This window comes from Hydrogenophaga sp. (genome assembly GCF_048549895.1).
Taxonomy (GTDB): Bacteria; Pseudomonadota; Gammaproteobacteria; order Burkholderiales; family Burkholderiaceae_C; genus Hydrogenophaga.
Map to the genome: position 1 here is coordinate 1 of NZ_JBLYYB010000074.1, position 13,397 is coordinate 13,397.

The following is a 13,397-nucleotide window of genomic DNA, read 5'->3' on the forward strand; positions in this document are numbered from 1 at the left end:
GGCTTGCAGCGGTTACGGGCCGCCCGGGGATGTGGTGGGCGCCACCCGGGAGACCATCGTGGCCCGCATGGGACCGCCCGATGTGCAGCGCCAGGTGGAGGGTGGCACCCGGCTCGAATATCCGCGGGGGCCGTATGGCCGCCACACGTATTTTGTGTACCTGGACGCCGACGGACGCGCCACCCGCTTCGAGCAGGTGCTCACCGAGTCCCGGTTCAACCAGATCAACCCGGGCATGACGCAGGACGCAGTGCTGCTGGCGCTGGGCCGCCCCGGCGAGGTCTGGGGGCTCGGGCGCAACCGGGGCACGGTGTGGAACTACCGCTACGAGAACAACTTCTGCCTGTGGTTCCAGATTGAAATGACGCGAGAGCAGACCGTGCGCTCGGCCGGCTTTGGGGAGCCACCCGAGTGCAACCGGAATGGTGTGGTTCCCTGAGCGGATCGCCTGACCCGCGCAACACCCGACACGCAGAAGGCCAGCCGATGTGCTCCGGCGTGAAAGCCCGTTAGAGTCTGCGCAGTTCTCGGGCTGTGCGGTGGCGGGCGGCCGGGTGCGCAGGAGTTGTTCATGGTCTTGTTGATCCTCGGTCTGGTGTTGTTTCTGGGCATCCATTCGGTGTCCATCGTCTCTGCCGACGGGCGCAACCGCCTGGCCGGGCAGATGGGTGAGGGGCCGTGGAAGGGCCTGTACTCGCTGGTGTCGCTGGCCGGGTTCGCCCTCATCGTGGTGGGCTACGGGGCTGCGCGCGAGGCACCGGTGTTGCTCTACACCTTGCCCAGCGGCTTCAAACACCTCGCGGCCTTGTTGATGCTGCCGGTGTTCGTGTTGTTGCTGGCGGCTTACTTGCCCGGGCGCATCCAGCGCGCGGCCAGACACCCCATGCTGCTGGCGGTGAAGCTGTGGGCGCTGGCGCATTTGCTGGCCAACGGCACGCTGGCCGATGTGTTGCTCTTCGGTGGTTTCCTGGCCTGGGCGGTGGTGGACCGCATCTCGGTGAAAAGGCGCGCCGCTGCGGGCCAGTTGCGCGCGGGGCCGGCGTTGCCCGGCGGCAGGGCCAACGACGCCATCGCACTGGTGGGCGGACTGGGCATCTACGTGTTGTTTGTGGTGTGGGCCCACGCCTGGCTCGTCGGCGTGCGGCCCTTCGGTTGAGGTGGTGGGGGAACCCTGGTGCGCACAGGTGCACCAACCGGATCGACCTTTTGAAACCACACCGGAGATGCCTTCAATGACACGCTCGTTCGCCCTTTCCATTGCCTTGGCCGTGGGTGGTCTCACGTCAACGCTGGCTCAAGCCCAGACCACCGAGGTGGTGGCCAGCGGTCTTCAGAACCCCTGGGGTGTGGCCTTCATCGGCGAGGGCCGCATGCTGGTGACCGAACGACCCGGTCGCATGCGCGTGGTGGAGCCGGACGGTCGCCTCGGCCAGCCGCTGGCCGGCCTGCCTGCGGTGGAGGCGGGCGGGCAGGGTGGTTTGCTCGATGTGATCACCGATCGCGATTTCCACCGCAACCGCACCCTGTATTTCTGCTATTCGGAGGCGGCTGCCAGCGGCGGCGGCAACTCCACTGCCATGGCCTCGGCACGGCTCTCCGCCGACTCGACGCAGCTCAATGAGGTGAAGGTGATCTTCAGCCAGGCGCCCAAGGTCAGCAGCCGCCTGCATTTCGGCTGCCGCATTGCGCAGGCTGGCGACGGCAGCCTGTTCCTGACGCTGGGCGATCGCTACTCGCGCATGAACGATGCACAGACCCTGGACAACCACCACGGCAAAGTGGTTCGTGTGCGCGCCACCGGCGGCGCCCACCCCGACAACCCCTTTGTGGGCCGCCTGGGTGCCCTGCCCGAAATCTGGAGCTTTGGTCACCGCAACCTGCAAGGCGCGACGCTCGGACCCGACGGACGTCTCTGGACTTCGGAGCACGGCCCCCAGGGCGGCGACGAAATCAACCGCCCCGAGGCCGGCAAGAACCACGGCTGGCCCGTGATCACCTTTGGTGAAAACTACGGCGGCGGCGCCATCGGCGAAGGCATCACCAGCAAGCCGGGGCTGGAACAACCGCTGCACCAGTGGACACCGTCCATCGCGCCGTCGGGCCTGGCCTTCATCCGCAGCGAGCGCTACGGCAAAGCCTGGCAAGGCAGTCTGCTGGCCGGATCGCTCAAGTTCCGCTACCTTTCGCGTCTGGTCATTGAAGGCGACCGTGTGGTGCGCGAAGAAAAGCTGCTGCCCAACCTCAACCAGCGCGTGCGCGATGTGCGCGAAGGCCCTGACGGCTTCATTTACCTGCTGACCGACGACCGCAACGGTCAACTCTTGCGCCTGCTGCCCGGGCGCTGAAAGGCCCCATGCGACACGACTCCCCCCAGCCCGCCCCAGGCACGTGTCTGGATGTGAACCGCGCGCACCTGGCACAGCGCTACCAGGCGGTGCGTGGGCAGACGCAGGCGCTCGCCGCACCGCTCTCGCCTGAGGACTGTCAGGCCCAGTCCATGGCCGACGCCAGCCCGACCAAATGGCACCTGGCCCACGTGACGTGGTTCTTCGAGACCTTCGTGCTCGAGCCCTTCGAGCCCGGCTTCAAGCCCTTCAACCCCGCCTTCCGCGTGCTCTACAACAGCTACTACAACGGCGTGGGCGAGCAGTTTGCGCGGCACCAGCGCGGGCTGGTCACGCGGCCCGATCTGGCCGAGGTGTGGCGCTGGCGCGAGCAGGTGGACGAGCGCATCGCACAACTGATCGCGCACACCGACAGCCTTGATGCGCTGTGCCTGATCGAGATGGGCCTGCACCACGAACAGCAGCACCAGGAGCTGCTGCTCACCGACATCAAACACCTGCTCTCCATCAACCCGCTGAGCCCGGCCTACCAGCGCGCCTGGCCGCTGGTGTCGGTGGCGCCCGTGCCCGCGCGCTGGGTCGAGCGCGACGGTGGATTGATCGAGATCGGTCACAGCGGTGAGGGCTTTGCGTTTGACAACGAAACGCCGCGCCACCGCCAGTGGCTGGAGCCGCACGCGCTCATGAACCGCCTGGTGACGCACGGCGAATGGCTGGACTTTGTGCGCGACGGCGGCTACACCGACCCACGCTGGTGGCTCGCCGCCGGCTGGGACTGGGTGCGCACGCAAGGCATTCGTGCACCGCTCTACTGGACGCTTCCGCAAGAGGCCAACGCCCCGCCCACCGTGTTCACCCTGCACGGCGACATGCCGCTGGACCCGCACACGCCGGTGGTGCATGTGAGCTGCTTCGAAGCCGACGCGTTTGCCCGCTGGACCGCCTCAACCCACGCCGACCAGCGTGGCGCCCGCCTGCCCACCGAAGCCGAGTGGGAAGCCGCCGCAGCCTCGCTGCCGGTGCAGGGCAACCTGCAAGAGGCAGGCGCCTTGCACCCCATGCCTGCACGCGCGTCCAACGACGCCTTGCTGCAGATGTTTGGCGACGTGTGGGAATGGACCTCCAGCAGCTACAGCCCCTACCCGGGCTACCAGCCCACAGAAGGCGCGGTGGGCGAATACAACGGCAAGTTCATGGTCAACCAGACGGTGCTGCGCGGCGGCTCCTGCGCCACACCGGCCTCGCACCTGCGCGCGAGCTACCGCAACTTTTTCCCGACCGACGCGCGCTGGCAGTTCAGTGGGCTGCGGTTGGCCAAATCGTTGCCCCCACGCTCCGCCGCTGCGCGGGTCGCTGCCCCCCGAGGGGGCTGATCCGGCTTGGGGCGGCCCGGCGCCGGATCGCTCACCGCGTGAGTAGACGCCGGGCCCCATGGCTGGCCGCGTCCACCACCGCCACCATGAGCAGCATCGCGCCCAGGATGGTGGCGGTCTTGTTCATCTGGAACAGGCCCATGTGGAAGGCCAGCAGCTGGCCCAGACCGCCCGCGCCCACCACACCGAGCACGGCTGCGGCGCGGATGTTGTTTTCCCATCGGTAGAGCGTGTAGCTCATGAGCTGCGGCAGAACCTGGGGCAGCGTGGCATACAGGAACACGCGGCCGTTGCCCACGCCCTGTGTGCGCAGCGCGTCGCCCGGGCCGGGTGGTGCGTTTTCAATCGCTTCGGCGAACAGGCGGCCCAGCACGCCGGTGGTGTGAAAGGCCAGCGCCAGCGTGCCGGCGAACGGGCCCAGGCCGGCCGAGATGAGCAGGAGCGCGGCCCACACCAGCTCGGGGATGCTGCGCAAGGCGTTGAGCACCCAGCGGGTGGGCGTGCGCGCCCAGGCTGCGTCGGCCGAGTGCAGGCGGCTCGCGGGCAGGGCGAGCGCCAGGCCGGCCGTGGCCGCCAGCGCCGTGCCCAGCGCCGACATGGCCAGCGTTTCCCAGGCGCCGATGGCGACCTTTTTCACGAACACGGGCGAGAGGTCGGGCGGGAAGAACTCCGCCACGAAGCGGCCCATGCTGCGCGCTGCGTCGATGGAGAGGAACTGCGCCCACTGCAAATCGAGCGAAGCAAAGCTGGCGACCACCAGCACGACGAGGCCGGCCACAAACCAGCAGGCCTTGCAGCGCGCGTCGAACAGGCGCGGGGGCAGTTTGTAGGGTGGGTTGGCGGCGGTGGGGCGGGTCATGGTGCGCGGTGCCCCCATCCCAGCCTTCCCCCAGAGGGGGAAGGGGCGAAAACCGAGCACCGGCTCCCAGCGGGGGGAGGAGCAAAGACCGCGCACCGGCTCCCTCCCCCGCTGGGGGAGGGTTGGGGTGGGGGCACGCGCACCCATGAAGCCACTGTCATCCCAACGATCTCCTGAGCCACGAACTCACCCGGTCCGCCAGCGCCACCAGCAGCACAAACACCAGCAGCATGGTGGCCACTTCACCGCCGTTGAACATCTTCATCGAGTTATCGAGTTGCTGGCCCAGACCACCGGCACCCACAAACCCCAGCACCACCGACGAGCGGATCGCGCACTCCCAGCGGTACACGGTGTAGCTGGTGAGTTCGGCTGCGTTGGTCGGCAGCAGGCCGTAAAAGAAGGCCTGCAGGCGGCCGCTGCCGTTGCGCAGCAGGGTTTCGGTGGCGTGCGATTCACCGCTCTCCAGGATCTCGCCGTACACCTTGCCCAGCATGCCGCCGTAGGTGAGCGCGATCGCCAGCACGCCGGCCGTTGGGCCCAGGCCGACCACGCGCACGAACACCAGTGCCCACACCAGCTCGGGAATGCTGCGCAGCACGATGAGCAACCAGCGCACCAGTTGGCGCAGCCAGAAGGGGCCACGCGCCATGCGCCCCGAGAGCGCGGACACCGACAGCAGGCGCACCGACAGCAGCGTCAGAGGAATCGCCACCACCAGCGCCAGCGTGACGCCGGCGGTGGCCATGGCCACGGTGCGCCAGGTCTCGCGCGCCACCATGCCCATGAACTCGGCGTTGACCACCAGCGGCCAGAACGTGGCAATGAACTGGCGGCTGACCTTGAGGTTGTCGGGCTCCAGAAAGATCCAGGGCTGGAACTCGGTGGCCACCATCAGCGGCCACAACAGCACCGCACCCAGACCGAGCCAGAACACGCGGCCCGTCCACGCGGGGTCGCGCGCCGGGGCGCTGCGCAAAGAGGGGGCCGCTGCGCTCATGTTCAGCGGCAGTGCATCACCGCGGGCTGGGGTTGGGCCGTTGGTTCGACCACCACCACCGGCACCTCGCCGCGCAGCTCGTGTTCGAACTGGTCGTACAGGCGCGCCAGGCGTGCCTGCGTCACCTCGGCGGCGGGCAGGTCAAAGGCCAGTTGGCCATCTCGCAAACCGACGATGCGCGGGAAATGCGCGAGCGCCACATCCACCTGGTGCAGCGTGGCCACCAGCGTCACACCGCGTTCGCGGGCGCCGTTTTGCAGCGCGGCCACGGCCTGTTTTGAACGGGTGGGGTCGAGTGCGGACAAGGGCTCGTCGATCAGCCAGAGCTTGGCCGGCGCAAGCAGCGCGCGCGCCAGGCCCACGCGCTGGCGTTCACCGCCCGAGAGCCGGTCCACCCGCTCGAAGAGCTTGTCGGCGAGGTCAAAGTGGTCCAGTGCGTCAAAGGCGGCCGGGATGTTGTTGGGGTAGAAGAGCGAGCGCAGGCTGCTCAGCAAACCCATGGCCGGCAGGCGCGCGGCCAGCACCGAGGTGACCACACGCTGGCGCGGCGGCAGTGGTGGCACCTGCGGCGCCAGAAAGAGCTGGCCGCGCTGGCGCTGCAGGGCTGCGCGCGGCAGCGCCCAGGGGTGGCGTCCGTCCAGCTGCAGCGTTCCAGACACCGGTGGCAGCGCGCAGGCCATCACCTGCAGCAGCGTGGTTTTGCCCGCGCCCGACGGCCCGATGACGGCGACCTGCTCGCCCGCGGCGATTTGCAGGTCGAGCGAGCGCAGCGCAGGCGCGTGGCCCACGCGCGCCGCCGGGTGGCGTGCCGAAACGCCTTGCAGTGTGATGTTCAACCGACCGCCCGGTGAATCAGAGCAGGCCGGCGCTGCGCGCAGCGGCTTCCAGGCCCTTGTAGTTCTCGGGCTTGGTTTCGATGTAACGCGTGGCGCGGTTGAGCTTCAAGATCTCGGCGTGCTCGGGGTTGGCGGGCGACAGGCCGATGAGTGCGGCCTTGATCTTCTGCTGCATGGCCACCGGGGTGTCGGCGTGCACCGACCAGTTGTAGTTGAAGTAACCCGGCGTGGTGAAGAACACGTCGACCGCTTTGGTGTCGACCTTGTTCTCGGCGACGAATTTTTTCCACACGGTGATGTCGAGCGCGGCGGCGTCGACCTTGCCGCTGACCACCGAGGCGATGGTGGCGTCGTGCGCGCCGCTGTAGGCGATGCGGCGGAAGTCTTTCTCAGGTTCGATGTTGGCGGCCAGCAGGAAGCTGCGCGGCATCAGGTGGCCCGAGGTGCTGCTCTGCGAGCCGAACGAGACTTGCTTGCCCTTCATGTCGGCCAGGCTCTTGATGCCCGAATCGGTCTTGGCGATGAAGACCGACTGGAACTTGGTGTCTTCCTCGCGCTGGGCCAGCGGCACGACCTTGCCACCCGATCGGATGTTGGCCTGCACGAAGGTGAAACCGCCGAACCACACCAGATCGACCTTCTTGTTGACCAGCGCTTCCACGGCGGCGGGGTAGTCGCTCACCGGGGTGAATTCGACTTTGACGCCGAGTTCTTTTTCCAGGTAGCTGGCCAGCGGCGTGAACTTGCGGATCTGCTCGGTGGCGGCTTCTTCGGGGATGGTAGTGACGCGGAACACGGTTTGTGCGTGAGCGGCGGCGGTGAGGCTGAGCACGGCGCAGGTGAAGAGTGCGCGCAGGGTGCGGGGGGTGGTTGTGAACATGGTGAATCCGGTCAAGAGGGATTGGGGAGGGCGTATTAGACCCGACATGCTTCAACCCGGCAGGGCGCTGGGGCAGTGCTTGTCAGCTTTGCAAGCCCCTGTAAGAAAGCGGGGTACCACACCGACATTGAAAGACGCCTCCGCTATAAAGACCCTTCCCGAAAGCGCCCATGCCCACCCAGACCCCCGCTCCGCCCTTCATCCAGCTGCACCACGAGGACCGGGCCGCGCTGCGCGCCGAACTCGTGGCCGGCCTGCTGGCAACGCCGGCGCACATTGCGCCGAAGTTTTTGTACGACGCGCTGGGCTCGCGCCTGTTCGACGCGATCACCGAGCTGCCCGAGTACTACCCCACGCGCACCGAAGCATCGATCTTCCAGCAGCACGGTGCCGACATGGCCCGCGTGGTGCCTGGCGGCTCCATCCTGCTCGACCTGGGCGCGGGCAGCTGCGCCAAGGCCGCGCGCCTGTTCCCGGTGCTGCGGCCCGCCGCCTATGTGGCGATCGACATTTCGGTGGACTATTTGCGCGACACCTTGCAGCAACTGCAACAGCAACACCCGGCGCTGGCCATGCTTGGTCTGGGCATGGATTTCTCCAGCCGCTTCGCACTCGGTGCCGAGGTGGCCGACTGGCTGGCCGACGGCCCGGCCGCGCAGGCGCCGCGCGTGGTGTTCTACCCCGGCTCCAGCATCGGCAACTTCAATCCCGCCGAGGCACTGGCCTTGCTCCGGCAGGCGCACGCGGTGTGCCGCTCGGGCGGTGCGGGCGGTGGTTTGTTGATCGGCGTGGACCGCGTCAAACCCCGGGCCGTGCTGGAGCCTGCTTACGACGATGCGCTGGGCGTCACGGCCGCCTTCAACCGCAACCTGCTGCTCAACGTGAACCGCGTGCTGGGAGCCGACTTCGCGCCCGCAGCCTGGCGCCACGTGGGGCTGTTCAACGAGCAGGCCTCGCGCATCGAGATGCACCTGCAAGCCACGGCGGAGCAGACCGTGCGCTGGCCCGGTGGCCAGCGGGTGTTTGCCGCGGGTGAACGCCTGCACACCGAGAACTCGTACAAGTGGCAGCCCGAGGACTTTGAAGCGGTGTTGCAAGACGCCGGCTTCGGCCCGGCGCGCCACTGGAGCGACCCCCAGGGTTGGTTCAGCGTGTTCTGGGCACCGGCCTGAACGGGCCTAACTTTTCAGCACCGTGTCGATCAGCCGGAGCATGATGTCGGCGGTGTAGGGCTTGGGCAGAAAGTGGTCCAGGCCCGCCCCCGCGGCCCGGGCGACCTGGCCGTTCTGCGAGATGCCACTCGCACCGATGAGCTTGACCAGCGGGTTGATCTGGCGCAGCGCCTGAACGGTGGCCGGGCCGTCCATCACCGGCATCATCATGTCGGTCAGCACCAGCGCAATGCCCTGCACGTTCTGCGCGTACAAGGCCACGGCCTCGGCGCCGTTGGCGGCCACCACCACGCGGTAGCCATAGGCCTCCAGCGTCTGGCGGGTCACTTGCCGGATGGCGGCCTCGTCGTCCACCACCATGATCAGTTCGCTGTTGCCGCGCGGCACGGTGGTTCTCGGGTCGAGGTCGCGCGTGCCCTCGGCGGTGGGGTCGGCGGGCAGGTAGATGCGAAAGCGCGTGCCCTTGTCGACCTCGCTGTACAGGCGCACGAAGCCGCCGTGGCTTTTGACGATGGCCAGGGTGGTGGCCAGCCCCAGGCCGGTGCCTTCGCCCACGCGTTTGGTGGTGAAGAACGGGTCGAACACGCGGTCCTGGATGTCGGGCGGGATGCCGGCGCCGTTGTCCTCCACCTCGATCTTCACGTAGGCGCCCACGCGGGCTTCGATGTTCATGGCCGCGTAGTGCGCGTCCACCGCCAGGTTCTCGGCCGAGATGGTGATGCGCCCGCCGCCCGGCATCGCGTCGCGCGCGTTCACACACAGGTTCATCAGCACCTGCTGCAGTTGTGTGGGGTCGGCCTGCACCTGCCACAGGTCGGGCGCCACGCTGGAGACGATGGAGATGTTCTTGGGGATGGTCTCGCTCAGGATCTGGTCGAGGTCGTGCAGCACGTCGGTGATGCGCACCTCGTGCCGTTTTCCCTCGACCCCACGGGCGAACGACAGCACCTGTTTGATCATGTCGGCACCGCGCCGCGCGCTCACCTCGATGGTCTTGAGCACCGCCTGGTCGTCCGGGTCGGGCAGTGAGCCCTTGAGCAGCTCAATCGACATCATGATCGGCGCGAGCACGTTGTTGAGGTCGTGCGCAATGCCGCCGGCCAGCGTGCCGATGCTCTCCATGCGCTGCGCGCGCAGAAACTGCTGCTCCAGCAGTTTCTGGTGCGTGATGTCGGTGTTGATGGCCAGGATGGAGCGGGGCTGGCCGGCTTCGTCCCGCACCAGCGTCCAGCGCGACACCAGCAGGATGTGTTTGTCGTCCTGCGTCTTGTGCTCGATCTCGCCCACCCACTCGCCTTGTTCCATCACCGTCTGCTGGCAACGGTCGAACACCTTGGGGTTGTTGAACAGCAGGTCGCGCGCGCCGCGGTGGCGCACCTCGTCCGCGGTCCAGCCGTAAATGCGTTCGGCGCTGCGGTTCCAGAAGGCCACGGTGCCGTCCAGGTTGAGCACCCAGATGGCGTCTTGCGCCTTGTCGAGCAGGGCGGCCTGTTCCCGCAGGCGCTCTTCCACCTGCTTCATCACCGTGGTGTCTTGCAGCGCGCCGTGCACGCCGCTCACCTGGCCTGTTTCGTTCAGCGCGGGCTCGGCCACCGCGCGCACCCATTTCAGTTCACCCGCGCAGGTGGTGATCTGGAACTCGCGGTCGAAGCCTGTGCCGCTGGCTGCACACGCGTCCAGCGCCGCCTTGAACGACGCGCGCGAATCGGAAGAAAAGATCGACAGGAATTCGCCCAGCGTGGGGGGCGATGCGCGGGGCCAGTCCAGCAGGGCGTAGATCTCGTCGGACCACGCCACGGCGTTGATCGCGGGCAAGGCGGTCCAGCCGCCGATCTTGCCCACCCGGCCACCCACCTTGAGCAGATTCTCCTTCTGGCGCAGCGCCTCCGTGGCGCGCTTGCGCTCGGTGATGTCGCGTTCGATCGAGATCCAGTGGGTGTACTGGCCCGCGGCATCGGCAATGGGCACGATGTCCAGCTCCAGCCAGATCTCCTCGCCGTTCTTTTTGTAGTTGAGGATCTCTTCGCGCACCGGCTCCCAGCGCTCCAGGCTGGCGCGGATACGGTCCAGCACCGCGCGCTGCGTGCGTGGGCCTTGCAGCAGGCGCGGCGTCTTGCCGATGATCTCGTGCGGCTGGTAGCCGGTGTGCCGCTCGAAGGCCTTGTTCACATAAATCACCCTCGGCCACTGGCCGTCCACGGGTGCGGCATCGGTGACCACGATGATGTCGTTCATGCGTTGCACGCAGGTCTGCAACAGGCGCAGTTGTTCCTCGTCCTGGCGCTTTTGCGTCACGTCCTGAAAGTAGATCGCCACGCCGTCGTCCATCGGGTGCGCGCGCAGCTCGAACCATCTGCCCAGCGGCGCGTAATAGTCGACTTCGGTGGCCACCGTGCCGGTGTCCAGCGCGCGCTGGTAGCACGCGTGGAAGCGGCTGTTCTCGGTGCCGGGAAAGACATCCCACATCACCTTGTTGAGCATCTCTTTGCGCGACTTCTTCACCCTGCGCGTCATCTCTTCGTTCACAAAGGTGATGTGCCAGTTTCTGTCCAGCGTGAAGAAGGCATCGGACATGTTCTGCAGCGTGGCGCTGAGCTGGGTGGCCAGCGCGTGGCGTTCGATCTCGTGGGTGCGCTGGGTCGTGATGTCCTGCAGCGCACCCTGAAACCCCGTGACGGCGTTGCCGGTGTCTCTCACGGCCTCGCCAATGACGCGCACCCAGATCCGGCGTTGTCGAGCCGTGATCAGTTCGGCTTCGAAATCGAACGCCGTGCCCTGGGTGAGGCATTGGTCCACGGTGGCCGTGATCATGTCCCGGTATTCGGGCGCGTAGAAGGCGATCCCTTCGGCCAGCGTCGGCTGGTGCCCCGGGGGGAGGTCGTGGATCCCACAGGTTTCGTCGGACCAGGTGAGCTGCTGCAACCCGACGTCAAAACTCCAGCCGCCCAGGCGCGCGGCGCGCCCCGCCATCTTCAGCAACAGCTGGTTCTTGTGGAGTTGTTCTTCTGCGTCGCCGCTGGACTGTGCTGGTTGCATGGCCCCATTTCGGACGCCATTGGAGGGAATGTCAAGGAGCGGACAAACCCGACCCCCAGCGCCGCCACAGCTGGCCCAACCAGGCGTGGCCACTCACCAGCACCACACCCGCCAGCACCAGCAGGGCGCCAGTGAGAAAGCCGGACTCGATGGGTTCGTTCAACAGCCAGGCCCCCAGCACCACGCCAAACAAAGGCGTGAGGAAGGTCAGCACGCCCAGCCGGGACGCGAGGTAACGGCCCATGAGCCAGAACCAGACCAGGAAGCTGACGAAGGCCACCACCACCGACTGGAACGCCAGACTCGCCCAGATCAGCGGCGTGGGGTTGAAGGTGGTGTGCCCCATCAGCAAGGCCGCCGGCAGCAGCAGCACAAAGGCGCCGAGCAGTTGGTAGAGCAGCGTCTGCGTGGCTGGCAGGCTGCTCAAGCGCGTGGTGCGGATGACCACCGTGGTGGCGCCCCAGGCCGCGCCACCCAGCAGACCCAGCAGGTCGCCCCAGAGCATGCGCGACCAGTCTTCGTTGCCCTGGGTGTCGCGCAGCAGAAAGGCAATGGCGATGCCGGAAAACGCCATGAAGATGCCCAGCCACTGCAGGGGCGCCAGCCGCTCCGATGGCAGTTTCCACTGCAGACCCAGCGCCGCGAAGATCGGCGCGGTGTAGAGAAACACCACTATGTGCGCTGCCGAGGTGTGGCCCAGGCCTTCGCCGACCAGCAAAAATTCGAGGCCAAACAAGGCACCCGCCACCGCACCGGGTTTCCAGGCGCCGTCGGCCAGCAGCGAGGCCTCGCCCCGGCGCCACATGAGCAGGCCCACCAGGGCGGCGGCTATGCCTGAGCGCACCGCAATCTGCAGGATGGGCGAGAAGTCTTCTGCGGTGGCCTTCAGCGCGATCTGCTGCAGGCTCCAGGTAAGGCAGAGCACGACCATGAGGCCGATGGCGCGGGTGTCGAGGGCTTGTCGGGTGTCCACACAGTTCGATCGTTGAGGGTTGGGGAGGCCATTGTCCTTTTGACTGATCTGAGGCAGATAGCGAGAATCAGACAAACCCCTTCCCAGGACCGTCAAACTTCTCCGCGCTGCCAGAATGCCCCGCTCCCACGCACGCCCCCGTACCCGACACCCGCAGACCACACCCTTCACCGACACGCTGCCGGCCGAAGTGGTTTTTCGAGCGGCGCAGATGCCGGCGGACGCCTTCTTCCCGCACCACCGCCACCACTGGGGCGAGTTCGTCTATGCCTTCAGTGGCGTGATGGAGGTGCAGCTCGCCGCGGAGCATTACCTGATCCCGCCGCAATACGGCCTGTGGCTGCCGCCCGAGGTGGACCACACCGGCATGAACCGGCAGGAGGCGTCGTTCTGCTCGGTCTATGTGGTGCCCGAGCGGGCTGTGCGCATGCCGGCGCAGGTGTGCGCGCTCACCGTGAGCCCCTTGCTGCACGGCCTGCTGGAGCACCTGCGCCAGACCCCGCCCACACAGGCCCAGGGCGCGCCGCACGACCGGCTGCTGCAGGTGGTGCTGGACCAGCTGGAGGCCGCGCCGGTGACCGGCAGTTATCTGCCCATGTCCAGCGATCCGCTGCTGGCCCCCGTGTTGCAGGCGCTGGAGGCATCGCCCGGTGATCCGCGTTCGGTGGCCGATTGGGCGGACTGGGTGCACACCACCGAGCGCACGCTCATGCGCCGCTGCCAGAGCCAGCTGGGCATGACGCTGGCCGAATGGCGCCAGCGCTTGCGCACGGTGAAGGCCATGGCCTTGCTGGAGGCCGGCGAGAAGGTGGAGCACATCGCACAAGACCTGGGCTACGCGTCGACCTCGGCCTTCATCGGCATGTTTCGCCGACTCACCGGTACCACGCCCGACGGCTACCGCAAGGGCCGTTGAGGCCCGG

12 protein-coding genes are annotated in these 13,397 nt (G+C 67.3%); 6 read left to right on the forward strand and 6 right to left on the reverse strand.

Going from position 1 to position 13,397, the window contains the following annotated elements:
- The 4 genes from ACN4F8_RS07010 to egtB all read left to right on the forward strand — a co-directional run.
- Positions 1-439, forward strand: a 439-nt coding sequence (locus ACN4F8_RS07010; RefSeq protein WP_419472890.1) for a hypothetical protein, incomplete at its 5' end; no start/stop codon positions are given.
- Positions 440-571: 132 nt separating this feature from the next.
- Positions 572-1,156 (forward strand): NnrU family protein, encoded by a 585-nt coding sequence (locus ACN4F8_RS07015; RefSeq protein ID WP_419472891.1) that lies wholly within the window; start codon positions 572-574, stop codon positions 1,154-1,156.
- 76 nt (positions 1,157-1,232) lie between these two features.
- Positions 1,233-2,345 carry a PQQ-dependent sugar dehydrogenase gene (locus ACN4F8_RS07020; protein WP_419472892.1) on the forward strand — a complete coding sequence of 371 codons (1,113 nt, stop codon included), beginning with the start codon at positions 1,233-1,235 and terminating at the stop codon, positions 2,343-2,345.
- An 8-nt stretch (positions 2,346-2,353) separates the two neighbouring features.
- Positions 2,354-3,718, forward strand: a complete 1,365-nt coding sequence (gene egtB / locus ACN4F8_RS07025; RefSeq protein WP_419472893.1) for an ergothioneine biosynthesis protein EgtB — start codon at positions 2,354-2,356, stop codon at positions 3,716-3,718.
- A gap of 31 nt (positions 3,719-3,749) precedes the next feature.
- On the opposite strand, the gene phnE is transcribed toward egtB, so the two are convergent.
- From phnE to ACN4F8_RS07045, 4 genes are all read right to left on the reverse strand, one after another.
- Complete coding sequence (phnE, locus tag ACN4F8_RS07030; protein ID WP_419472894.1) at positions 3,750-4,577, reverse strand: phosphonate ABC transporter, permease protein PhnE; 828 nt, start codon at positions 4,575-4,577, stop codon at positions 3,750-3,752.
- A 157-nt stretch (positions 4,578-4,734) separates the two neighbouring features.
- A complete protein-coding gene (locus ACN4F8_RS07035; RefSeq protein ID WP_419472895.1) occupies positions 4,735-5,577 on the reverse strand; it encodes a PhnE/PtxC family ABC transporter permease in 843 nt (280 codons plus the stop codon).
- Positions 5,578-5,579: 2 nt separating this feature from the next.
- The gene (locus ACN4F8_RS07040) at positions 5,580-6,413 is read right to left on the reverse strand and encodes a phosphonate ABC transporter ATP-binding protein (RefSeq protein ID WP_419472896.1); all 834 of its coding nucleotides are present in this window, start codon (positions 6,411-6,413) and stop codon (positions 5,580-5,582) included.
- Positions 6,414-6,429: 16 nt separating this feature from the next.
- Positions 6,430-7,293, reverse strand: coding sequence for a putative selenate ABC transporter substrate-binding protein (locus ACN4F8_RS07045; protein ID WP_419472897.1), 864 nt, complete (start codon positions 7,291-7,293; stop codon positions 6,430-6,432).
- Between the two features lie 170 nt (positions 7,294-7,463).
- Here ACN4F8_RS07045 and egtD point away from each other — a divergent pair, with 170 nt between their 5' ends.
- On the forward strand, positions 7,464-8,465 hold the full coding sequence (gene egtD, locus ACN4F8_RS07050) for an L-histidine N(alpha)-methyltransferase (RefSeq protein ID WP_419472898.1): 1,002 nt from the start codon (positions 7,464-7,466) through the stop codon (positions 8,463-8,465).
- Between the two features lie 6 nt (positions 8,466-8,471).
- Here the strand turns inward: egtD and ACN4F8_RS07055 are convergent, their stop codons facing one another.
- Positions 8,472-11,501, reverse strand: a complete 3,030-nt coding sequence (locus ACN4F8_RS07055) for a PAS domain-containing hybrid sensor histidine kinase/response regulator (protein ID WP_419472899.1) — start codon at positions 11,499-11,501, stop codon at positions 8,472-8,474.
- Between the two features lie 31 nt (positions 11,502-11,532).
- A complete protein-coding gene (locus ACN4F8_RS07060; RefSeq protein WP_419472900.1) occupies positions 11,533-12,474 on the reverse strand; it encodes a DMT family transporter in 942 nt (313 codons plus the stop codon).
- 115 nt (positions 12,475-12,589) lie between these two features.
- Here ACN4F8_RS07060 and ACN4F8_RS07065 point away from each other — a divergent pair, with 115 nt between their 5' ends.
- The gene (locus tag ACN4F8_RS07065) at positions 12,590-13,390 is read left to right on the forward strand and encodes a helix-turn-helix domain-containing protein (RefSeq protein WP_419472901.1); all 801 of its coding nucleotides are present in this window, start codon (positions 12,590-12,592) and stop codon (positions 13,388-13,390) included.
- Positions 13,391-13,397: the final 7 nt, after the last annotated feature.